Below are 22,330 nucleotides of genomic sequence, written 5' to 3'. Positions count from 1 at the left end.
TTTGGGTTGGTAACCAATGGCGGCCGATCGTCGGTCAAAATTAGCTACATTAGGCGCTCTGACACATCTGAGTAAACAAGGAAAGTAACCATGCCCACCGTAAAAGATTGGCCAGTCGCTGAGCGCCCGCGCGAAAAAATGGCTGAACTAGGAGTCGCCACCTTAACCGATGCTGAATTATTGGCCATCTTGCTCGGCACCGGAGTGAAGGGTAAAGATGTAGTGACCTACTCACGCGACCTGTTGAGCCATTACGAGGGTATTGGCGGTTTACTCGCGGCGCCCGCCGAGAGCCTCCTGCAGCAGACAGGGATTGGCCCGGCCCGGGTAATGCAATTGCAAGTGGTGATGGAAATTTCACGGCGCTATTTAGCGTGGCAATTACGGCGTGACGATGGCTTTACCCAACCCTCCATGGTGCGTGACTATCTTACCGCACAGTTGCGTCATCAAGAACGCGAAGTGTTTGTGGTGCTGCTACTTGATAGTCAGCACCGGCTGTTAAAATACGTGGAATTATTTCAGGGTACCATCAATGCGGCTCCAGTTTATCCGCGTGAGGTGGTTAAGTTAGTACTGCAATGTAATGCGGCAGCGGTTATACTAGCGCACAATCATCCGTCAGGGGTGGCTGAACCTAGCCAAGCCGACCAGCGCGTCACTGAGCGCTTGAAGCGAGCCCTAGCGATGATCGACGTCGCGCTACTCGATCACTTTATAATTGGTGCTGGATCACCAGTTTCATTTGCTGAACGAGGGTTGTTGTAGTAAAGTAGCGCCGCCGTTTATAGGATCAGAAAGATCAAAAAATATCTGCGATCACTTGATTGCCGGGCCAATTTGCTGTATAAAATGCGCCCTCGGATTCAAGGCAAGGCCGCGATGGGCGACAGGCGAGCTTGAAGCAATTTTGGAGTAAATAGAATGTCACGAGTATGTCAAGTTACAGGAAAGCGTCCGGTTACCGGTAATAACCGTTCTCACGCGCGCAATGCGACCAAGCGTCGTTTCCTGCCGAACCTGCAATCACACCGCTTCTGGGTAGAATCAGAAAAGCGTTGGGTTAAATTGCGTATCTCTACCAAAGGTATGCGTATTGTTGATAAAAATGGTATCGACGCGGTGCTCGCAGATTTGCGCGCTCGTGGCGAAGCTGTGTAAGGAGATAAACCATGCGTGATAAGATTCGTTTAGTTTCTTCTGCCGGTACTGGTTATTTCTACACTACCGACAAGAACAAGCGCAACATGCCAGAAAAAATGGAAATCAAAAAATACGATCCAGTGGTTCGTAAGCACGTGGTTTTCAAAGAAGCTAAAATTAAGTAAGCTTCTTCTGAGCATAAAAAAACCCAGCCTAGCTGGGTTTTTTTATGGGCGCTATTTAGTGAGCTCAAGCACTGGGTTAGCGGGTAGGATCAATAACACCATTGATACTATTATTATGCCGATACCAGCCGGTAATGCTATAACGGTCGCGTTGCCCGGCAAGCACTTCATGCACAAACACATCGCTTAAAAACAGCACCAATTTGCCCGCTTCGGGGAGCACCGTCTCGAGCACCTCACCACGTTTACCATAAATAATGAGTTGCCCACCATCGGCGTCTTGCCAATCTGGATTTAAGTAGAACACGCTGGTTAAGATGCGATTGCTGCGACCTTTAAAAGCATCTAGGTGTTTGCGATAAAAAGCGCCAGGCGGATAGTGAGCAAGATGGCACTCGTAATCAAATAAACCCATAAAGAGTTCGCGATTTACCTCTAAGCGTAAGTTATCCATCATGGTTAAATAAGCTTGTTCAAGCTCAAATTCCCGTTGTAACCAGCGGATCTTATCCTGGCGCACGGCCGTATTGGTGGTGTACTGATCAGCTCGACCGATGCCGGCCTGTTGCCAGCAGTTGCTACTCAATTGTTGGGCATACTGGTACAATTGCAGGCAGTAAGGCGCAGCTAGATACTGCGGTACAATAACATACCCGTGCGCAGCAAGCTGATCATAATCAATAGCTTGAGTACGAAATTGTTGTTCGCTTAAACTAATTTCGGCGGTCATGTGGTGCATGCCTCAACATACTGCAAATATGTGGTGTAGAACAAGAGCGGGAATATAAAATAGCGTAGCTATAAACACAAGCTGCGCGGTATTTTTTGATGAGGTCTAGTCATGCCAGAATTACCCGAAGTTGAAGTTAGTCGTCTAGGTATCAGCCCCCATCTTACAGGCCAACAGATTACCCAGGTGATTGTCCGTGATCGACGCTTACGCTGGCCGGTTCCAGCTTCTTTAGAGACAGTTGCTGGGGCTACCATCGAAGGTGTTGAGCGGCGCGCCAAATACCTGATTATTAGCACCACGAAGGGCTACCTGATTGTGCACTTGGGGATGTCCGGAGCTTTGCGGGTGGTACCCGCAGATAGTCTGGTTGTTAAGCATGACCATATTGATCTGGTGCTAGGATCCGGCCTTTGCTTACGTTTTAACGACCCCCGGCGCTTCGGTTGTTGGTTGTATAGCGCAACTCATCCTAGTGCCGACCACCCCTTACTGCGCGAGCTGGGGCCAGAACCCTTAACCGATGCCTTTACGCTAGATTATCTGTTCAACGCCTCGCGTGGTCGTCAGCAAGCCATTAAAACTTTCATTATGGATAATCATGTGGTGGTTGGGGTAGGGAACATCTACGCCAATGAGTCTTTGTTTAAAGCGGGAATTCATCCTAAACGTGCCGCTGGTAAAGTCAGTAAAGCACGTTATCAGCGACTGGTGCCCATTATTAAAGAAACCCTTGCTAGAGCCATTGAACAAGGCGGCACTACCTTGCAAGATTTCACTCAAGCCGATGGTCAGCCTGGTTACTTCAAGCAAGAACTGATGGTGTACGGGCGCGGCGGTAAAGCTTGCATGCAGTGCAAGAGCACCTTGAAAGAAATCCGCTTAGGCCAGCGTAGTACCGTGTATTGCCCACAATGTCAGCGTTAACTGGGCGCGTATTGCTGCAAAAAGGGTTGTAGGGCGGCCATAAAGCCGTTCGGGTCGCTGATGAAAGGCGCATGACTACAGCGTGGCGCCAGATACTGATGCTGTGCGCTCGCAGTGCTTGGCAGGAGCTGGCTCACGTGGTCAGCTACTGCGGCCGGCACTAACGCATCTAGTTTGCCATACACCCGCAATAAAGGTACCGCCAGTTGTGCCAACTGCGGGCGCAAATCCACACTGGCCAGCATATCTAAACCGGCATCGAGCACCGCAGGGGTCGCCATCGGTTTGGCAAATAGCCATGCTTTAATCTGTTTAATATCTTCTTTGGCGTGCGGCGCGCCTAACGACTGGAGCGCCAGGAAGCGTTCCACCGTACGTTTGAAATCTTTGCTCAGTTGTTTCGCAAAGGTATGCAAGATATGCGGTTCGATACCTGGCCATTCAGGTGTTGCAGGAAAATAAGGCGATGAAGCTACGGTGGTTAGGCTATGCAGGCGTTCTGGAGCTTGCAATGCGATCTGGGTTGCTACTAAGCCGCCAAGAGACCAGCCGATTAAATGACAGCGTGAAGGCAAGGCTGCTAAGGTGAGTTCACACAGATTAGCAAACGTCAGTTCGCGGTCCGCAGGCCAAGGTGACTCGCCATAGCCGGGTAGGTCTAGGCGATGGACACGGCCTAATTTGGCTAAATCAGCGACAATTGGCGTCCATATGTTCGCATTCAAACCCCAGCCATGGAGTACCACAATATCCGTCCCTGTGCCCCTGACGGCGTGCCAAACTGAGTCTACCATGAGTGTCCTTGCTACCTTAAACCACTTGAAAAAGGACCTCTATGTTAGGTTATTGCTGGCTCTGTAATCAATCTTTAACTGGTCGAACAGGTGGCGGACTCTGTTTGGTGTGTTTGTATGACCTACCGCGATTACCGCCGAGCTGCCTAAAATGGCGTTGTCAGCAACCCGAACGAGCGCAAGGGCGATACTGGTATGCGGCGATGAGCTGGCAAGCAGATACGCGCTCACTCGTGCATCGTTTTAAATTCCACAGTTGTCCCGAGTTAGCTCAGGTGCTAGCACCCTTGATGGTGGCCCAGGTACTGCATTGCTATCAGGATAAGCCCCGGCCAGATGCGATTATGGCGATGCCGATGAGTTATTCGCGTTGGGTTAAGCGTGGTTATAATCAAGCCGGATTGCTGGCGCGGGCGGTCGCTGAACAGTTGCAGTTGCCGATCATTAGTGGTGGTTTACGACGACTCTACGATACCGGTACCCAACAACATCATAGCAGTGCCTCACAACGTTGGGATAGTATGCAGCGCAGTCTGTATTGCACTGGTAATATGACCGGGCTCACGGTCGCGGTGGTGGATGATGTGCTGACTACGGGCGCATCAATATCGGCGGCCGCAGCTGCAATTGAGCAGCGCGGCGCCAAAGCGGTGGATGCATGGACGTTCGCTTTTGCTGAACCTCATCCACCGCTCAATGAATAACTGCTAAGAGAGGTGCTTAGTGAGCACTTTCAGCCGCTTCAGCGGCAGCCTCGGCAGCATTTTCTTCGTCGCTCAGGCTAGGAGTGACCTGATCTGCTAAGAAGATAGCATTACTGAGTAACTTAGCGGTGCCCCAGAAGAAGGCACGGAAGTTAATGTCATCGGTAAAGGCAATAACGCGGCCACGACCGTGACGATGGGCGATGATTGCTGCTTTACCTGCCAATACTTCACGGTTCTGAGAGGCGGCAAAACCGGCTAACAGTGGATCGTTAGCACGGTATGTTGCCACGGTAACAAACGGCTGCTCAGGCACCACCATCGCATTTAAGCTGTCTTTAAAGACCGGCAAGGTAGCGCGAGGATAGCCAAACGTAAGCGGATGGGTAGCATCTAATTCAAGTTCAAAGATAGCTCCGGCTACGCGGCGCTGACCGTAAAAATGATCTTGGTCGGCAAAAGTGAGTCCCGCGGTTGGAAACTTCTTCGAAAACTCATCTGAATTCACAAATTCGGCCGCCAAAATATCATGCTGACTTAACCAACGTGCACCGTTTTGTTGGCCAATTACCACACCGCCGTCGCGCACCCATTGCTGCAGTCGCTCTGCGTCTCGCTTAGACAGGTTAGAATAACGACCGTCGACCATTAAAATGTGCGTATAGCGGCTTAAATCAACGCCACCAAAACGGTCCGTATCAACCATCGAAAGTGGTACACCAACATGGCGATCGAGGTAATACCAAGCTTCGCCGCCTTCGTACATGTTGGCATCGTTACCTACTAGCATCATCACTTGGATAGGTTTCACCGGTGCCAAATTACGGCTACCAAGGTCAATACCGCGCCGGGTTAAACCCGAGCTGATGGCATGCACTGTTACGCCGGTTTCTGCGGTAATGGCGGCAAGCTGCTGTTGTACTTCAGCCCAATCTTGTTGCTGATAGGCTTTAGTCACCACCACGGTACCAGCCGTGAAGTTATAATCGCCCGCGCTAGTCGATGCAGTAAAAGCTTGGTTTGCTTGACGCACATGAATGCCCGCTTGCAATAACCGGTTCAGAGTTTTCGGGGCAAAATAATGGTGCCATTCAAACGCATAAGCGTAGGCATCAGCAGCCAAGTCATGGTTAGGGGTGGTGGTGGGTTGCCACGCTTGGTCGGCAATTTTGATGCGGCGACCATCGTAGGTTGCCCAGTTCAGGTTAAACGCATGGGGTAGGGTCCATGCCGAAACATCATAGAAAGTATTGTCTTTAAAGCTCTTCTGATTCATGAACATCGCACGAATCAATAAATACTGAGGTTGTTCTAGCGGGATGTAAGCAGCATGATCTGCTTGGTAAGTGACCCCGTTTAGTTTTAGATCATCGGTTAATACATAACTCTGAACGCCGTGCTGACGCAAAATGTTAAGCATCTCGTGTAGCCGCGCGGGGTCGGTTTCATCACCTACCACATAGCCGTTAAAGTCAGCTTTTTTAGCTGCCGCCATCGAGTCATCGTAAAAACGTTGTTGATAATCCAAGAACCACTTCTTATTGGCGTGAGCGCCATACATGCTGGTTAACGACGTGGTAAATTGGTTTTGAATGGTAAAAGGAAACTCTAATAAGCCATTAATAGAGTCTTGGGCATGACCACGGCTAGAAGCCTGCTCAAAAAGGATACCGATAGCACCTTGCACATCAGGATAAGTTGAACCTTTCCCAACATAGAAATCATCAAAGGCTTCTTCAGTAAAATATAACCGGCCTTGTTCATCCAGTGCCGCCGCATGACCCTCCGCCAGAGTTTGGGTTAGACGTACGTTTTCGTCTGGCGTATTCGGGTTTTTTCGTGATGGAATACCCGGCTGGAAGAAAAAGGTGCTATCTGTGCCCATCTCATGAAAATCGGTAAGGACGTTAGGCTTCCATTTTTGGAAATTGGCAATACGAGCGCGTGACTCAGGATGCTGTAACAACAACCAATCGCGGTTTAAGTCAAACCAATAGTGGTTAACTCGGCCACGAGGCGTAGGCTGCACGTGCTCACGATGTTGAGTATCGCTGACTAAGTTGATGCTTTTATGCTGATTAGCCCACTGTGCAAAACGAGCTAAGCCATCAGGGTTGTAGGCAGGGTCAAGCAAGATAATGGTATCTTTTAACACGCGCTCGATTTTCTCGCCTTCAGCTGCGGCCAAATAATAGGCATACAGCAAGGCTGAGTTACTGCCGCTAGGTTCATCACCATGAATGCTGTAGCCCATGTAGAGGACTAACGGTGCAGTATCCGGGTTACCTTTGCGTTTAGGATCAGCCAAGGCGAGGTGTTGATCACGTAACTGCTCAATATTGCTGTGGTTTTCTGGGGCGGTCACAGTTAATAATAAAAGTGGGCGTCGCTCATGGGTATACCCTGTGACTTCAAGGCTGAACCGATCGGACTTTTCCGCAAGAATTTCCATGTAACGAACCAACTGTTCAGGCCTTACGTGCCATTCGCCCACTTCGTAGCCGAGTACCTGCTGTGGCGTTGGAATATCAGGGTTGTAAGTTACATCGTCGGGAAGATAATCATCTAAGCTGGTAGCATTGCTAGCAAAACTAGCTACTGCAATAAAGCAAAGCACACATAGAGTAAGCAAACGTTGCATGAAATTTTCCTGCTGAAACCAAAAGTAGTCTTGTAAACTAGCAAACTCTTAACCGAATGCCCACAGTGGTTACTATGCAATGCCCAAAAATTGCGATAAGATATACCCTACTAATTTAGTCAAGTATAGCTTGGTAGCGACTAGCTTATAGCTACCTACCAACGACGAGTAATTCAAAAGTATTGAGGTGATTTGCCCATGATTCGTATTACCGAAAGCGCACAAGCTCATTTTCGTAAACTGCTTGCTGAGCAACCGGATAACACCAATATCCGCGTATTTGTTGTTAACCCGGGCACGCCTTCAGCAGAATGTGGCGTATCTTATTGCCCACCAGACTCGGTAGAAGCTGACGACGAAGTATTACCATTTAGCGGTTTTGATGCGGTGGTTGACTCAGGTAGTGCGCCTTTCTTAACCGATGCCGTGATTGATTTTGAAGAGCAAGATTTAGGCTCGCAACTGACCCTAAAAGCACCGAATGCGAAAGCCAAGAAAGTTTCTGACGATGCGCCTCTGATTGAGCGCGTTGAGTATGTGATTCAATCTGAAGTTAACCCACAGTTGGCTAACCATGGCGGTAAAGTGGCAGTCAGCCAAATAACCGACGACGGCATTGCCGTGTTGCAGTTTGGCGGCGGTTGCAATGGCTGCAGTATGGTTGATGTCACTTTAAAAGAAGGCATTGAAAAAGAACTGCTGCAACGTTTTCCTGGTGAACTTACCGGCGTGAAAGATGCGACCGAGCACCAAGCGGGTGAACACTCGTACTACTAAGAAAAACGGGTCTTTACCTTATCTTTGCGTTCTTTTTGAACAATTAGATGAAAGAAATGTGATCCTATCCTGAAATTTCCTGCGTAATTAGCAAAACCCGCGTAAACCCTCGCCCAATCGGGCGGGGATATAAGCGGGAAACGCGAAGCGTTTCTAGTCAGGTGTGGCCTGACTTTGTACATATTCTTTCAGCGTTTCAATCGTTGCACCACCTGCGCTACAGGCAAAATAGGAGCGCGACCAGAGCGCTGCGCTCTTGCTTTGCCGGGGTACGTGGGTATTGAGTCTACGTATCCGGCGAGATGAAACCGATTTCAGGTTGTTCACCATAACGCTGATCGCCAGTTTCGGTGGGTAGGCCATCAACAGATGAACATGATCTTCTTCACCGTCCATTTCCAGCAGGTTACATTCCAGTTTCTCGCAAGCAGACTCAAATGCTTCACGCAGCTGCTCAATCATAAAGCCATCGAACAGTTTTCGTCGGTACTTGGTGGTAAAGACCAGATGAACAACCAGCTTGGTGACGCTGTGACGTTTTCTAAGGTAATCTGATAGCAATTCTTTATGATGCACACTCACTTGAAATATGACCTTAATAGCTTATAATGAATGAATTATATCAATGAGCGCTGAAATGTTAAAGGCCACGAAAGTACGCATTTATCCCACACCTGAGCAGGCGGAATTTTTAAACCGCCAGTTCGGTGCTGTGCGCTTTGCGTATAACAAGGCTTTGCACATCATTAGCAGCCAGTACAAGCGTCACGGTCTGAAATTGAAGGCCAAAAAAGACCTCAAGCCGCTGTTGGCTGTTGCGAAGAAATCTCGCAAGTATCACTGGCTCAAAGATTTTGATTCGATTGCACTCCAGCAGGCATGTATCAATCTGGATAAAGCCTTTCAACATTTCTTTGATCCCAAACTGCCTTCTCGTTATCCCAAGTTCAAGCGCAAGCACGGCAGGCAGTCCAGCTATCATTGCATGAGCGTTGATTGTGGTGATGACTGGATTAAAGTGCCGAAGTTAAAGCAGCCCATTAAAGCGCGTATTCATCGCAAGGTTGAAGGAAAACTGAAAAGCATCACCCTGTCCCGCACCGTGACAGGTAAATACTATGCCTCGCTACTGCATGAAGATGGGCAAGAAGCTCCTGCGCCCATTCAAAGCCTGAATGCTGTTCAAGTTCTCGGATTGGATATGGGTTTAACACATATTGCCATAGATTCAAACGGCACGAAAAAACCGAATCCACGCTTTTTGAAGAAAGCCAGTGCCAATCTGCGCCGTAAACAAAAAGCCTTATTACGCTGCAAAAAAGGCAGCAAAGGTCGTGCAAAAGCCCGACTTAAACTCGCTAAGGCGCATCAGCGCCTGGCGAATGCTCGTGCTGATTTTCAGCACAAGCTGTCTCGACACGTTATTGACGAAAACCAAGCGGTAATTGTCGAGACACTGAAAGTCAAAAACATGCTGAAGAACAGGAAATTGTCCAAGCACATTGCCGATGCGAGTTGGTCAGGCTTGCTCCAAAAGCTGGAATACAAGGCCAAAGAGCAAGGCAAGCATCTGGTTAAAATTGATCAATGGTTTGCCAGCTCAAAAACCTGCTCTTGCTGTGGACACAAGCTGGAATACTTGTCACTGAACGTGCGTGACTGGCAGTGTCCATCCTGCTCAACACAGCGTGATCGGGACATCAATGCAGCCTTAAATATCAAGGCGCAAGGTATTTTAAAATTAAAGGCCGCAGGACTGTCGGTTTCTGCCAATGGAGGCAAGCGTCAATCTGGTCACGTACCAGTTGCTGCCTGAGAAGTTGGAAGCCTCGCCCGTGGCGCTTTAGCGCTTAGGGCGGGGAGCAGTCACTTGACGATTTAGCACGCAGCATTGCGACTGCAGCTCAAGTACAAATCGTACATGCTTCACCAAGTGCTGGTCCGGTAGATATCTACGTTACTGCAAGCGATGATATTAGCGCTGCAGACCCAGTCTTTACTGCGGTACCTTTTGATTCTGCCAGCCTGGCATCAACCGGCTATGTAGCCTTAACTCCGGGCGATTATGTGGTCACCTTAACCCAACAGGTACCAAAGACGCAGCTATTGGTCCGGTATCACTGAGCTTAGTAGGTGGTGGCGTATACACCGCAGTAGCAGTAGATGCTGATGGTGGTGGTTTGTTACCACAGTTAATCTTGATGGATGATTTTATAGCGGTGCAATAAGTACGCTTGAGTTATTCCACGAGCTAATAGAAATAAGGATAACGCCAACCACAGTCCGTGGTTGGCGTTACTTTTTGCTAAGAGCCATTGGCTTACTAGCACCGCTGGTAAAAACACCCCTAACGCACTGATAGCCATACTGTTGCGCATGCCACGGGTTAGCCCTAACCCAACAAAGACCCCGTCGTAGTAATAACTCCAATGCGCCAGTAGCGGTAACGCAATTAACCAAGGTAAATAGGTTTGTGCGGTAGTTATCACATCGGGTAGGTGGGTGATTTGGGTGATAATCCAGTTACCGGTCAGGGCAAAAGCCAAACAATAAACCAGGGCAAACAGTGCCGACCAAGTTAAGGTGAGTTTCATCCAATGCCTTATTTGCTGCCTATCCTTGCGGCCGCGGGCGGCTCCCACTAGGGCTTCAACGGCATAAGCAATACCATCTAAGCCTAGCGAGATGAGCATTAAAAACTGCATTAATACGGCATTAGCGGCCACCACCACAGTGCCAAATTTAGCCGCATAGCCGGTCATGGTAGCCATACACAACTGCAGCAGTAAGCTGCGCACAAAAATGTCGCCATTCATGTGCACAAATTGCTTTAACTTGGCGGGCTCGATCCGCCATTTGCTGGGTAATATTAGCCACTGGCGTAGCCACACCAGACCGACCATAGCTACCGTGCTTTCTGCTATCACACTGGCCCAAGCAGCGCCGATGACATTAAGCTGCAAACCAATAACCAGCACCACATCAGCCGCAAGGTTAACTAGGTTCATTAAAATAATCAGACTCATCGCTTGTTTGCTGCGCTGTTGCCCGAGCAGTATCCCGAGTACTGCGAGATTAATCAGTGCAGCAGGTGCGGCTAGCAGCCGAATTTGAATATACTGCCCAGCTAACTCGGCTAAGTCGGCACTGGGCTGAATCAACCACCAAGCTAGCTTGACCAACCAAGGCGCAGCGCTAAGTAAGACAACCCCCAGCCCTATACAAATAAGTAATGCATGAATAAGGAGTTGGCGAATCGCTTGTTCGTCACCAGCACCAAAGGCGTGAGCTGCTTCAGCGGTGGTGCTCATACGCAAAAAAATAGCGAGTAAGTAAGTAAAGCTGACCACCATCGCACCCAACGCAACGGCACCAAGGTAGATATTGTGGTCTAAGTGCCCGATAATGGCCGTATCTACTAAACCTAAAAGTGGCGCAGCAATATTTGAAAGGATCATGGGTAGAGCAATCGCAAAAATCGCTCGATGATCAGCTCGATACTTGTTCAACCATGCAATGCCGAGGAGTTTATCTATGCGTGTGTTAATCATCTGTTTATGTTGGTTAGGCTTATTAGGTTGCAGCGAGCCGGTGCTGGCTAAATCGTCCGCCAGTATTGCGGTGCTACAGTATCATCATATTGGTGATGATACACCGCGGGTAACCTCAGTAACAGCGGACGAACTAGCTCAGCATATTGAGTGGTTACAAGAGCATGATTTTGACATCGTCTCGATTACTGATGCGTTGCAGCTGTTGCAGCAACCAACCCCTGCTACGGCTAAACTCGCAGTGTTGACCATCGATGATGGCTGGAAGAACGTTTACCAAAATGGCTTGCCGGTGTTTAAAAAATACCAAGTACCTTTTACTGTTTTTGTGAACCCGCGCTTAATGCGCGAGGCTCCTAATTTATACATGAATTGGCAACAATTACGGGAGCTACAGCAATACGGCGCTACCATTGCAAACCACACCAACTCACATGATCATCTTACCTGGCGCCGTACCGATGAATCTGAAAGCCAATGGCAGCAGCGTATTCGAGCAGATATCTTAGACGCTCAGCAAGAGATCGATGAAGCCTTAGGTGCACAGCCCAAATTGCTTGCTTATCCTTATGGTGAATACGACCCCGCCGTTGAAGCTATTGTCGAAGAAGCTGGCTTTGTAGCCTTTGCCCAACATTCAGGCGCTTGGAACAGGTTCAGCAACAGTGCTGCGATTCCACGTTTTCCTGCCTCTGCTCAGTATGCGGACTTGCGCACTCTAGCAACTAAAATCAATAGTTTAGCCTTACCGGTAACTCAGATCACCCCGGCTTCTATGGTATTAAAGCATGACCAAAGCACGCCAAGCTTTAGTGTGACCTTAGACCATACCGATGATTTTAATCCGGCCCAAATGAATTGTTTTGCGGGTAGCTCGACTTTGCGGCCTAGTTGGCAGGGAAACACCTTTACCGTGGAACTCAGCCAACCGTTACCAATAGGACGATCACGGGTGAATTGTACTGTTGCTAGTAAGAGTCAGCCGCAGCGGTTTTACTGGTATTCGCAGCCCTTTGCTCGGGCCGATAAAAATGGACGCTGGCCTGATTAAGCAAAACCAGCATCAAAAGGTATTAATTATCAGCAATGATGGCAAAGTCTGCGGCTAATTGCTGCATATTCACCGTGGGTATCTCGCCCATGGTGTGCTCCGCTTTAAATATCGCCTGTAAATGACCGGCTGGATTCACCAGAATAATAGCCGCACTGTGATTCACCAGATAATCCATGGCACCCTCATCGGGGATGGAATACATCAAACCAAGGTTGTTCACAAACGGATACAGTTGCGGATGTTCAGCGCGAACCCCAAAAAACTCCGGGCCAAAAAACTCCGTATAAGCCGCAATGCGTTCGACATCGTCGCGCTGTGGGTCCACTGAAATCATCCAAACCTTTACCGGGGTATCCGTATGCTGTTGCAGGCTAGGCATGATCTGGCGCAAGTCAGCCATGGTGGTGGGGCAAATATCTGGACAAAAAGTGTAGCCCGTAAACAACAGCGTCCACTGTCCTTGCAGACGCTCGTTCGTTACTTGACTACCATCGCTGCCCTGTAGCGTAAATGGCTGTAGTTGTCGTGCTGGTTCGTACACTAAGGCTTGGGGTTGCGCTTGTGGCAAACTATTGTAAATCACCAACCCCGCGACCAAGGCTACTAAAGCCACTGCCGTTGCCACTAATCTTTGCATTTTATCTTGTCCTATCGCTGAAAATTAAAACGAACTCATAGGAGGTAATACCAAGTAGTGGTCTACCAACAACAGCACAAACAAAATCATTAAATGCCAAATAGAAAACTTAAACATGCTAAAGGCAGTATGCTGTTGCGGAGCAAATTTGAGTTTCCACGCATACACCAAAAACCAAAGACTCAAGACTGTGGAGCCAATCAGGTAAATCACCCCAGACATTCCTACTAAATAGGGTAACAAGCAGACCACACCTAATAAAATGGTGTACAGCAGGATGCAGGTTTTGGTGAATTCAATACCATGGGTCACAGGCAGCATCGGAATTTCAGCTTTGGCGTAATCCTTGGCTCGATGCACGGCTAACGCCCAAAAATGCGGTGGGGTCCAGGTAAAGACAATCATCACCAACAAAATGGCAAAGGGATGGATCTCATTGGTGACTGCGGTCCAGCCCAATAGCGGAGGCGCTGCTCCGGCAAGGCCGCCGATGACGATGTTTTGTGGCGTAGCCCGTTTTAAATACATGGTATAGATAAAAGCGTAACCAACTAAGCTAGCTAGCGTCAGCCATGCGGTGAGCATGTTGACCCAAACGGCTAACACCACAAATCCTAACACCCCAATCACCGCAGCAAAGGTTAGCACGCGTTTGGGGGATAGGGCGCCAGAGGGTAGTGGCCGTCGTAACGTACGCGCCATCCGAGCATCGATGTGACGGTCCACCAAATGATTTACCGCTGCCGCTGAAGCCGACATTAAGCCAATACCGACCAGTGCCGGCACCAGCACCTGCCAAGCAACCCAAGTTGGTGTGGCTAAGGCCATGCCTACCAAGGCCGTGAGTAGCAGCAAGAGCACTACGTTGGGTTTGGTTAACGTAAGGTAATCACGCCATGAGCTAGATTTTTTATAGGTTGCTGCCAAGTCTTGGCTGGCGCCTTTGATACTTGCATGTTCTGCCATCTGGTTCTCCTTACTCGCTTATTGTTGTTTTATGCGTTGCGAGCAATTTTATAATTTAGCCCAACTAAGCTAAGAAGCAACAAGGCTCCTACTAAGTTATGCGCTACGGCTACCTTTAACGGTAGCATAAAAATAACATTACTAAAGCCTAGTGCTAATTGCACCACTAAGGCAACGGCCACCCAGGTTAGCGCACGTCGCATCACTTTGGATTGGGCTTTAGCAAAACCAAGCCACAACAGCAGTGCCACTACTACCGTTGTCACATAGGCACCAAGCCGGTGAGCTACATGCATGGTCATGCGTTCAGCATAGTCATGAGCGCCATATTGATAGGTTTGCGCTTCTGGAATACTAAAAGCTCCGGCTACGTCTAAGCGCTCGGTCCAGTTGCCTTCGCAGAACGGCAGGTCGGTACAAGCGAGTGCCGCATAGTTAGCGGCAACCCAGCCACCAAGTGCGATTTGGGCGATGACCACAAGCAAGGCTAACGCGGCTAATCCGGCGAGTTTGCGCATGCCAGCATCGCCCATAGGCATATGGATACGTTGTAACCTTAGGTGCAACAAATAGAGCAAGCTAAGGGTGCTAAAGCCGCCTAATAAATGCCCCATAACAATCAACGGCTGCAAATTCATGGTAACTGTCCACATCCCCAGTGCTGCCTGAAATATGACCAGGGCGAGCAGTAGCAACGGCAGTTTAACCGGTTGTTCTGGATGTTTACGAACGCGAACCAAGGCACTGATGGCTATTGCTAGAATAAATAAACCCAAGCTGCCAGCGGCATACCGGTGAATCATTTCGTTCCAAGCTTTTTGAGTTTCTAACGGTGCATCAGGAAAGGCTATGGCAGCCTGCTCTGCACTTTTGGGGACCGTTAATTCACCGTAACAGCCAGGCCAATCAGGGCAGCCCAAACCCGCATCAGTAAGACGCGTGTAGGCACCTAGTACAATCACCACTAAGGTCAGCAATAAGCTAAATTTAACTAAGGCCCGCATGCTATCACCCTATCTTTGAAAGTTTTAACAAGGTACGCAAATCGGCCAGGATGTTCTTAGCCTCGGTGCGCATGGCTGATTCATCGGCATGCGTTGGGTAATAAAGGACGATATTTCCCAAGGGATCGATGATAAACAAGTGCTGATCTGGGATGCTGGCAACAGCTGCCGCTAACTGACTGTCGACCACAGCCTGCACTAATGGTGTTTGTTGTAAATCGATGCTCGGCGCTTGGGCGCTGATCATGATTGGGGTAACTCGTTCAGTCTCTTTGCCCAAGGCGATATCGAGCTGATTAATGGCATACAAACCCTGTTGGCAACCGGCACCGCAATCTTGCTCGGTGCGTAGGGCTACCCGCCATCCTGCTGGCAAGCGCTGGTTCAGTTGGTTCAGTTCGATGGGCGGCACTAGCATGGTGCCTTTATTGGTAACCGCCCCTTGATACCAGTTTTGGTCTAGTACCAATTTGGCGCCAATCACCGGAATAAGAAAGGCAAGTGCAACGCCTATTAAGGTGGCTCTGGATTTTTTAACAGTACTCATGGGCATTCCTTATTATTTTTCTTTTTATTGGAACGTGCAGCTATAGTAAACACAATCAAGCAAGCTAATGCTAGTGAAAACCACTGCAATGCATAAGCTTGATGTTTGGCGGGCGACATTACTTGAGGTTGCCAAGCACGTGGCCAGCCCCAGGCTTCGCTTTCTGCTAATAATAGCTGCCGATCGGCTAAGGGGAGACTGAGCAGGTTTGTCAGTGCGGTTGGGTCGAAGCGTTGAATACGGATCAGCTCGGTTTGAGCGGCGTTTGTTGCTGCCTCAGTAACCACCTGCTCAGATAAACGAAATCCGCCAAGGCTGGGCGTATAAACCAGTCCGCTGATATTCATGGGTTGGGTTGGTAAGCTCAATGTTGGTAGTTGACTGCGATCACTGCCCGCCGCTACCCAGCCTACACTAACGCCGATCAAACGAGCTGCGGTAGTAGGTTCAAATAAGCCAATCACTTGGTAGCCCACCTGACCTTGCCATACCTGATTATCCAACAGCAAAATGGGCGCGGGCAAAAAGCGGCCACTAATAGTAACGGGTTGATACTGTGCGAAATCTTGAAGTTGCGCGATAGATTGCAGTGGCACTGGAGTTTGCTGTTGAGCTTCACCTTGTTGAAATTGGTCAAACAGCTGTTGTTTTTCTGCGGCACGTTGCAGCTGCCAAAATCCTAGCTTGACCAAAAGTGCAATTGCTAGCACAGTTAAGCCCATGCCAAGCCACATCGACTTACGCATAAGCGTGCGCCACTGGAGCAAAAATAATGGTTATAGCTGCAAAAATCATTCTGGTACTACTCATGTTATTTATGGTCGTAAACCTCATGCGGGCTTTGTTAGCCATGCTCAGAAACGACCCTACCAAACCACCAATGACGCACTATTTGGGGCGTCGCGTGTTATTCTCGGCGATTGCCCTAGTGATTATTGTGGTATTACTGGGGTCTGGTGTATTAGCACCAAACCCAAGACCGTACTAGGCACATGGCCCAGTACGGTAACTTGCTTTAAATGACATAAACAAAGATAAACAAGCACACCCAGACCACATCCACAAAGTGCCAGTACCAACTGGTCGCTTGGAATGCAAAATGGTTATCTGGGGTAAAGTGACCTTTCAGAACTCGGAAAAACATCACGATTAACATGATGGTACCCAGAGTAACGTGCATGCCGTGGAAGCCCGTCAGCATATAGAAGGTATTTCCGTAAACTCCAGAGGATAAAGTTAATCCAAGATCTCGGTAGGCGTGAACATATTCGGCACCTTGTAAATACAAGAAGATACAGCCCAAGACGATGGTAATCCCCAAGAACAACGTGAGTTGCTTGCGGTTATTCTTTTCTAAGCCAACATGGGCAAAATGACAGGTAAAGCTAGAAATCACCAAAATAATGGTGTTGTACAAAGGTAAACCCATCCAGCCCATAGCTTGTGTGGTGGTGCCCCCCGGAGTTTCCGTGAGCGGCCACATAGCCTCAAAGCCAGGCCATAGCACTTCGTTGGTCATGGCATTGTTGCTGGCGCCGCCTAACCACTCCACGGCAATGACGCGCGCGTAGAAAAGAGCACCAAAGAAAGCCGCAAAGAACATAATCTCAGAAAAGATAAACCAGCTCATGCCTTGACGGTAGGAGTGGCCCAGCTGTGGACTGTATAAACCGCCCATAGATTCGTTAATTTGGTCGCGGAACCAACCAAATAACATGATTAGCATGACGGCGATGCCGCCCCAAAGTACATTTCTACCCCAGCCATCAACCGTTTCGTTTTTCATATCGATGACGGTATGGCCAGCGCCAAAGGCTATTAATCCTAGCCCAATTGCGCCAACGATAGGCCAAGGGCTGGAAGCTGGGACATAATATTTTTCGTGTTGTGTTGCCATAACTCTTCCTCAGTCTGCTGGTTGCTCAATGCTCGCCAGCACATCAGGCGTTGCATGGGCTGTCATATCGTACATGGTGTATGACAAAGTTAAGGTGTGAATATGATCTGGAATATCAGGGTCTAGGTAAAACTGCATCGGCATAACGGTTTCTGCACCAGCAGCTAATGGCTGCTGGTTAAAGCAAAAACATTCGGTTTTATTTAAGTACAAACCGGCCTCACCAGGGGCTACTGACGGAATCGCCTGCGCCACCATATTATTACCAGTGAGGTTATGCGCTAAAAAGTTCACCACTTTGGTTTCGCCAGGGTGCACCCGTACCGATTTCACTTCGGCTTCAAAGCCCCATGGCATCCCTTTGTTTACCCGCGTTAGAAATTGCACATTCACGGTTCGTGAGGTGTCCACACTGCGGGTATTCGCCATTGCTTGTTCGTTCTTGGTGCGACCGTTAAAACCGGTAATGTCACAAAAAACGTCGTACAGGGGCACTAATGCAAAACCAAACCCAAACATACCTACGACAATAAACAGCAGTTTGCGTACTACCCGTGCATTGTCTGCACGGGGTACTTTGGTGACTGTTGGTTCGGGTTTTTGCATGATTACTTCACCTCAGGTGGGGTCTCAAAGGTGTGATAAGGCGCTGGTGAAGGCACTGTCCATTCCAACCCTTCGGCTCCTTCCCAAGGTTTGGCAGGGGCCTTCTCGCCACCTTTAACACACTTAATCACCACCCATAAGAAAATCAACTGGGAGAGGCCAAACGCAAAGCCACCGATACTGACAATTTGGTTAATATCAGCAAATTGTAGTGAGTAGTCAGGGATACGCCGCGGCATACCAGCCAAGCCAGCAAAGTGCATGGGGAAGAACAGCACGTTAACTGAGATCAACGAGCACCAGAAATGCAAGCGCCCGAGCTTCTCGTCGTACATGTGGCCAGTCCATTTAGGTAGCCAATAGTAAGCCGCTGCCATGATGGAGAAAATCGCACCACTCACTAAAACATAATGGAAGTGAGCCACTACAAAATAAGTGTCGTGGTATTGAAAGTCGACCGGGGTAATAGCCAGCATTAAGCCCGAGAAGCCGCCAATGGTGAACAGAATCACAAAGGCTAAAGCAAATAACATCGGGGTTTCAAAAGTGATCGAACCGCGCCACATGGTGGCAACCCAGTTAAATACTTTCACCCCAGTAGGCACCGAGATCAGCATGGTTGCATACATAAAGAACATTTCGGCTGCTACCGGCATACCGGTGGTGAACATATGATGCGCCCAGACCAAGAAACTGAGTATGGCGATAGCTCCGGTGGCGTACACCATGGACGAGTAACCAAACAGCGGCTTACGTGAAAATGCTGGGATAATCGCCGAAATAATACCGAATGACGGTAAAATCATGATGTAAACTTCTGGATGCCCGAAGAACCAGAAAATGTGCTGGAACATGACCGGGTCGCCGCCCCCGGCAGCGTCAAAGAAGCTGGTACCAAAGTATTTATCCGTCAACACCATGGTCACCGCTCCTGCGAGCACGGGCATCACAGCTATCAACAGGAAAGCAGTGATGAGCCAAGTCCAGACAAACAGCGGCATCTTCATGTAATTCATCCCGGGTGCACGCATGTTCATGATGGTTACTATCACGTTGATGGCGCCCATGATGGATGAAATACCCATGATGTGCACAGAGAACACAAACAAAGCCGTTGAATCGCTACTGTAAGTGGTGGAAAGGGGAGCATAGAAGGTCCAACCAAAGGCAGGGCCGCCGCCTTCCATAAATAACGAGGCTAGCAAAATAGCGAACGCAAAGGGTAGGATCCAGAAACTCCAGTTATTCATTCGTGGTAACGCCATATCTGGCGCACCAATCATCATCGGAATCATCCAGTTTGCTAATCCGGTAAAGGCCGGCATAACCGCGCCAAATACCATGGTCAAGCCGTGTACTGTGGTCATCTGATTAAAGAAGTGCGGATCGACTAACTGCAATCCAGGTTGGAATAACTCGGCGCGAATAACCATCGCCATCGAGCCGCCTACTAAAAACATAATAAAACTGAACCATAAATACATAGAGCCTATGTCTTTATGATTGGTGGTAAATAGCCAACGGGTAATTCCCGACGGCGCGTGGTGGTGATGATCTTGGTGATCCATCTCGCCAACAACTGTGCTCATAGCCGGGTCTCCTTAATTATTCTTATATTCGTTAACATCGGCGGCTTGTACTAAATCGCCAGTGCTGTTGCCCCAAGCATTACGCTCGTAGGTGATGACCGCAGCCAACTCACGAAGGCTTAGCTGGTTACCAAAGGCTTGCATGGCGGTGCCGTTCTTACCATTCACCACAATATCAATGTGTGCGGGTAAATCGTTGAGTACCATATCGGTGCCGACTAAGCTTGGGAACACCCCAGGAATACCTTGGCCATTAGGTTGGTGACAAGCAGCGCAGTTACCTAAGTACACGCTTTCGCCAAGTTGCATAAGCTCGGCTTCGGTCATCGACATGGCCAATAAGCGTTGTTCCTCAGCTTTGGCTTGCTTAGCGATTTGCTCCTGCTCGGTAATCCAAGCATCGTATTCGGCCGGTTCCTTAGCAATAACAACCACCGGCATGAAGCCATGGTCTTTGCCGCAAAGCTCAGCACATTGGCCACGGTAAATACCGGGTTCATCTACTTTGGTCCAAGCTTCATTAATAAAGCCGGGGTTCGCGTCCTTTTTCACCGCAAAGTCAGGTACCCACCAAGAATGGATAACGTCATCTGAGGTGATGAGAAAGCGGACTTTTTTACCTGTAGGAATAACTAATGGCCGGTCAACTTCAAGCAAGTAATTCTCGCCTTTATCAAGGCGGTTATTGATTTGCTCTTGTTGAGTAGCTAGGAGGCTGAAGAACTCAACGTCGTGGTCAAAATATTTGTAGTGCCACTTCCATTGCGAACCAGTAACTAACACGGTGACGTCAGATTCACTGGTGTCTTCCATAGCAATGAGTGTTGACGTTGCTGGAATAGCCATACCTATCAAAATTAAGAAGGGGATGACCGTCCAAGCAATCTCAACTTTCACGTTTTCATGGAAAGTGGCTGGTTTAACCCCCTGCTTTTTGCGGTGGGCTATCATGGACCAAAACATGGCCCCAAAAACTAAGAGACCTATCACACAACAGATATAAAAAATGGTCATGTGTAAGTCATAGACGCGATTACTTATCTCAGTAACGCCTTGAGTTAAGTTTAATTGCGACGATTGTGCGCTTGCAGCAAATGGAATGCTCGCAAGTAAGCTAGTGATGAGTCTCGTTCTCACGCGACAGCTCCTCTCATTCTTCCGACGCGGTAACCGCGATTACACCGAAGTGCTTGCCTGAAGAACAAAGAGGTGAGTAGAAAAAGGAACAGCATTTCCTTCGAAAATCGCTTTCCCCACTAACCCTTTGTTGTTGTGTATCAATATTTGTTTTTATTTATTGTGTTAGCAGTTAATGCCTGATCAAAATACCACCTTCTGCACAAATTGCCACCGCAAAAGTTAAGATTTTTTTCATTTAAGGATAAAAAAAGGGCTGCCATCACGGCAGCCCTATCAAATCCTTCACGGCAGATTTAGTGGAGTGGGGTACGTGAAGGTTGTTCATCAAAGATGAAACTGTGGGTATGGCTAACTTTACTTGCCATTTTTAAACGTTGCTGAGTACGCGGTGCTAATTCACCTAACCAGCTTAAAACAATGCTGCTAGTGCCTGCGAGTAGGGCTTGTTCAGTTGCCCATTCGCGCTCGTCTTGATTGCGTCCGCAGACCCATCGAATGCGGGTACGACTGATCCCGGCTGCAACCAATTTTTCTACGACATCTTTTGTCGCACCGATAACGGTCACCCATTGGTGAGAACGCAATGAGAGGGCATGTAAACGCGGCAACAAGGCCTCTAAGGATGAACTTGTTGCAGTTGTTTCAAGCTCACTAGCCCAAGTATCAGGTGTTACTTCGTGGACTGCTGATAACATATCGTGGTGATAAAATTTGTTTCTCATAACCATGCTCCATTGCGAATCACGCCTACAGCTAACCCTTCAATCGTGAAAAACTGTGAGGTTAAATCGACTTTAATCGGGGCGAACTCATCGTTTTCGGGATGTAGGAAAATAACATTGCCGCGTCGTTCAAAGCGTTTTACCGTCACCTCATCTTCAACGCGAGCAACCACTATTTGGCCATTACGAGCTTCTTGAGTTTTGTGAACAGCTAGTAAGTCGCCATCGAGAATACCGATATCTTTCATGCTCATACCGTTAACGCGTAACAGGAAATCAGCCGCCGGGTGAAACAGGTTTTGGTCAACCTGAACGTGACTCTCAACGTGCTCCTGCGCCAAAATAGGTTCACCTGCGGCTACTTGACCAATCAGTGGTAAACCGCTTGGAGCTTCGTCTTCTGCCTCCATTAACTGGATACCTCGAGACATGCCAGGCATCATCTTAATCACGCCTTTTTTGGCTAGTGCTTTTAAATGCTCCTCGGCTGAATTAGCGGAACGAAAACCTAAACGCTCAGCTATCTCAGCACGGGTGGGTGGCATACCAGTGGCATCGATATTGTCTTTGATTAAAGTCAGAATTTGCTGCTGACGAGGGGTTAATGGACGCATATGTTTACCTGTTTATCTATACAGTAATACTGTGAGTATATACAGGTGTTTTGGAATCGCAACTTTTTTGTGCAATTTTTTTCTATCAGACAAATTCAAACA

At 48.6% G+C, this 22,330-nt stretch carries 25 protein-coding genes; 9 read left to right on the top strand and 16 right to left on the bottom strand.

Annotated elements, in window-relative coordinates:
• Positions 1-90: 90 nt before the first annotated feature.
• The 3 genes from radC (at position 91) to rpmG (ending at position 1,328) form a co-directional block, all read left to right on the top strand.
• Positions 91-768 (top strand): RadC family protein, encoded by a 678-nt coding sequence (gene radC, locus KGF88_RS10320; RefSeq protein WP_110076754.1) that lies wholly within the window; start codon positions 91-93, stop codon positions 766-768.
• A 156-nt stretch (positions 769-924) separates the two neighbouring features.
• Positions 925-1,161: a 50S ribosomal protein L28 gene (gene rpmB / locus KGF88_RS10315; RefSeq protein WP_110076755.1), complete on the top strand. Its 237-nt coding sequence runs from the start codon at positions 925-927 to the stop codon at positions 1,159-1,161.
• 11 nt (positions 1,162-1,172) lie between these two features.
• A complete protein-coding gene (gene rpmG / locus KGF88_RS10310) occupies positions 1,173-1,328 on the top strand; it encodes a 50S ribosomal protein L33 (RefSeq protein ID WP_092857736.1) in 156 nt (51 codons plus the stop codon).
• Positions 1,329-1,404: 76 nt separating this feature from the next.
• On the opposite strand, the gene KGF88_RS10305 is transcribed toward rpmG, so the two are convergent.
• Entirely contained in the window at positions 1,405-2,058 is a 654-nt protein-coding gene (locus tag KGF88_RS10305) for a 2OG-Fe(II) oxygenase (protein ID WP_153827067.1), read from the bottom strand.
• A gap of 111 nt (positions 2,059-2,169) precedes the next feature.
• On the opposite strand from KGF88_RS10305, the gene mutM reads away from it, so the two are divergent.
• The gene (mutM, locus tag KGF88_RS10300) at positions 2,170-2,985 is read left to right on the top strand and encodes a bifunctional DNA-formamidopyrimidine glycosylase/DNA-(apurinic or apyrimidinic site) lyase (protein WP_153827068.1); all 816 of its coding nucleotides are present in this window, start codon (positions 2,170-2,172) and stop codon (positions 2,983-2,985) included.
• Here the strand turns inward: mutM and bioH are convergent.
• Entirely contained in the window at positions 2,982-3,779 is a 798-nt protein-coding gene (gene bioH, locus KGF88_RS10295) for a pimeloyl-ACP methyl ester esterase BioH (RefSeq protein ID WP_153827069.1), read from the bottom strand. The genes mutM and bioH overlap by 4 nt on opposite strands.
• A gap of 203 nt (positions 3,780-3,982) precedes the next feature.
• Between bioH and KGF88_RS10290 the strand changes: the two genes are divergently transcribed.
• A complete protein-coding gene (locus KGF88_RS10290) occupies positions 3,983-4,483 on the top strand; it encodes a ComF family protein (RefSeq protein WP_162014608.1) in 501 nt (166 codons plus the stop codon).
• Positions 4,484-4,499: 16 nt separating this feature from the next.
• Here KGF88_RS10290 and KGF88_RS10285 read toward each other — a convergent pair whose 3' ends face one another.
• Positions 4,500-7,124, bottom strand: a complete 2,625-nt coding sequence (locus KGF88_RS10285; RefSeq protein WP_153827070.1) for a M14 family zinc carboxypeptidase — start codon at positions 7,122-7,124, stop codon at positions 4,500-4,502.
• Positions 7,125-7,322: 198 nt separating this feature from the next.
• Here KGF88_RS10285 and nfuA point away from each other — a divergent pair, with 198 nt between their 5' ends.
• On the top strand, positions 7,323-7,901 hold the full coding sequence (gene nfuA / locus KGF88_RS10280; protein ID WP_110076761.1) for a Fe-S biogenesis protein NfuA: 579 nt from the start codon (positions 7,323-7,325) through the stop codon (positions 7,899-7,901).
• 153 nt (positions 7,902-8,054) lie between these two features.
• On the opposite strand, the gene tnpA is transcribed toward nfuA, so the two are convergent.
• The gene (gene tnpA, locus KGF88_RS10275) at positions 8,055-8,483 is read right to left on the bottom strand and encodes an IS200/IS605 family transposase (RefSeq protein ID WP_257119926.1); all 429 of its coding nucleotides are present in this window, start codon (positions 8,481-8,483) and stop codon (positions 8,055-8,057) included.
• 43 nt (positions 8,484-8,526) lie between these two features.
• On the opposite strand from tnpA, the gene KGF88_RS10270 reads away from it, so the two are divergent.
• Complete coding sequence (locus KGF88_RS10270) at positions 8,527-9,717, top strand: RNA-guided endonuclease InsQ/TnpB family protein (RefSeq protein WP_257119925.1); 1,191 nt, start codon at positions 8,527-8,529, stop codon at positions 9,715-9,717.
• A 376-nt stretch (positions 9,718-10,093) separates the two neighbouring features.
• Here KGF88_RS10270 and KGF88_RS10260 read toward each other — a convergent pair whose 3' ends face one another.
• Positions 10,094-11,452: an MATE family efflux transporter gene (locus KGF88_RS10260; RefSeq protein ID WP_153827039.1), complete on the bottom strand. Its 1,359-nt coding sequence runs from the start codon at positions 11,450-11,452 to the stop codon at positions 10,094-10,096.
• On the opposite strand from KGF88_RS10260, the gene KGF88_RS10255 reads away from it, so the two are divergent.
• Entirely contained in the window at positions 11,436-12,503 is a 1,068-nt protein-coding gene (locus tag KGF88_RS10255) for a polysaccharide deacetylase family protein (RefSeq protein WP_162014604.1), read from the top strand. The genes KGF88_RS10260 and KGF88_RS10255 overlap by 17 nt on opposite strands.
• A 22-nt stretch (positions 12,504-12,525) precedes the next feature.
• On the opposite strand, the gene KGF88_RS10250 is transcribed toward KGF88_RS10255, so the two are convergent.
• Genes KGF88_RS10250 through KGF88_RS10230 form a run of 5 tightly spaced genes read right to left on the bottom strand, consistent with a single transcriptional unit; the run spans position 12,526 to position 16,406 of the window.
• Positions 12,526-13,143, bottom strand: a complete 618-nt coding sequence (locus KGF88_RS10250; RefSeq protein WP_153827037.1) for an SCO family protein — start codon at positions 13,141-13,143, stop codon at positions 12,526-12,528.
• A gap of 24 nt (positions 13,144-13,167) precedes the next feature.
• The gene (gene cyoE, locus KGF88_RS10245; RefSeq protein WP_110076660.1) at positions 13,168-14,109 is read right to left on the bottom strand and encodes a heme o synthase; all 942 of its coding nucleotides are present in this window, start codon (positions 14,107-14,109) and stop codon (positions 13,168-13,170) included.
• Positions 14,110-14,138: 29 nt separating this feature from the next.
• Positions 14,139-15,113 (bottom strand): COX15/CtaA family protein, encoded by a 975-nt coding sequence (locus tag KGF88_RS10240; protein WP_153827036.1) that lies wholly within the window; start codon positions 15,111-15,113, stop codon positions 14,139-14,141.
• A 4-nt stretch (positions 15,114-15,117) separates the two neighbouring features.
• Complete coding sequence (locus KGF88_RS10235; RefSeq protein WP_153827035.1) at positions 15,118-15,660, bottom strand: hypothetical protein; 543 nt, start codon at positions 15,658-15,660, stop codon at positions 15,118-15,120.
• Entirely contained in the window at positions 15,657-16,406 is a 750-nt protein-coding gene (locus KGF88_RS10230) for an SURF1 family protein (RefSeq protein ID WP_153827034.1), read from the bottom strand. Before KGF88_RS10230 ends, KGF88_RS10235 begins: the two co-directional genes overlap by 4 nt.
• Positions 16,407-16,432: 26 nt before the next feature.
• On the opposite strand from KGF88_RS10230, the gene KGF88_RS10225 reads away from it, so the two are divergent.
• Positions 16,433-16,648: a DUF2909 domain-containing protein gene (locus KGF88_RS10225; protein WP_110076656.1), complete on the top strand. Its 216-nt coding sequence runs from the start codon at positions 16,433-16,435 to the stop codon at positions 16,646-16,648.
• 27 nt (positions 16,649-16,675) lie between these two features.
• Here KGF88_RS10225 and KGF88_RS10220 read toward each other — a convergent pair whose 3' ends face one another.
• The 6 genes from KGF88_RS10220 to lexA all read right to left on the bottom strand — a co-directional run bounded on the left by KGF88_RS10220 (position 16,676) and on the right by lexA (position 22,228).
• A complete protein-coding gene (locus KGF88_RS10220; protein WP_153827033.1) occupies positions 16,676-17,557 on the bottom strand; it encodes a cytochrome c oxidase subunit 3 in 882 nt (293 codons plus the stop codon).
• 9 nt (positions 17,558-17,566) lie between these two features.
• Complete coding sequence (locus KGF88_RS10215; RefSeq protein WP_110076654.1) at positions 17,567-18,163, bottom strand: cytochrome c oxidase assembly protein; 597 nt, start codon at positions 18,161-18,163, stop codon at positions 17,567-17,569.
• Positions 18,164-18,165: 2 nt separating this feature from the next.
• On the bottom strand, positions 18,166-19,752 hold the full coding sequence (gene ctaD, locus KGF88_RS10210; protein WP_153827032.1) for a cytochrome c oxidase subunit I: 1,587 nt from the start codon (positions 19,750-19,752) through the stop codon (positions 18,166-18,168).
• A 12-nt stretch (positions 19,753-19,764) separates the two neighbouring features.
• Positions 19,765-20,874 (bottom strand): cytochrome c oxidase subunit II, encoded by a 1,110-nt coding sequence (gene coxB / locus KGF88_RS10205; RefSeq protein WP_257119985.1) that lies wholly within the window; start codon positions 20,872-20,874, stop codon positions 19,765-19,767.
• A 311-nt stretch (positions 20,875-21,185) separates the two neighbouring features.
• Positions 21,186-21,614, bottom strand: coding sequence for a hypothetical protein (locus KGF88_RS10200; protein WP_153827031.1), 429 nt, complete (start codon positions 21,612-21,614; stop codon positions 21,186-21,188).
• Entirely contained in the window at positions 21,611-22,228 is a 618-nt protein-coding gene (lexA, locus tag KGF88_RS10195) for a transcriptional repressor LexA (RefSeq protein WP_153827030.1), read from the bottom strand. Before lexA ends, KGF88_RS10200 begins: the two co-directional genes overlap by 4 nt.
• Positions 22,229-22,330: the final 102 nt, after the last annotated feature.

The organism is Idiomarina loihiensis, assembly GCF_024584785.1.
In the GTDB taxonomy this organism is placed as follows: Bacteria; Pseudomonadota; Gammaproteobacteria; order Enterobacterales; family Alteromonadaceae; genus Pseudidiomarina; species Pseudidiomarina fusca.
This window is presented reverse-complemented; position numbering and strand designations above follow the sequence as displayed.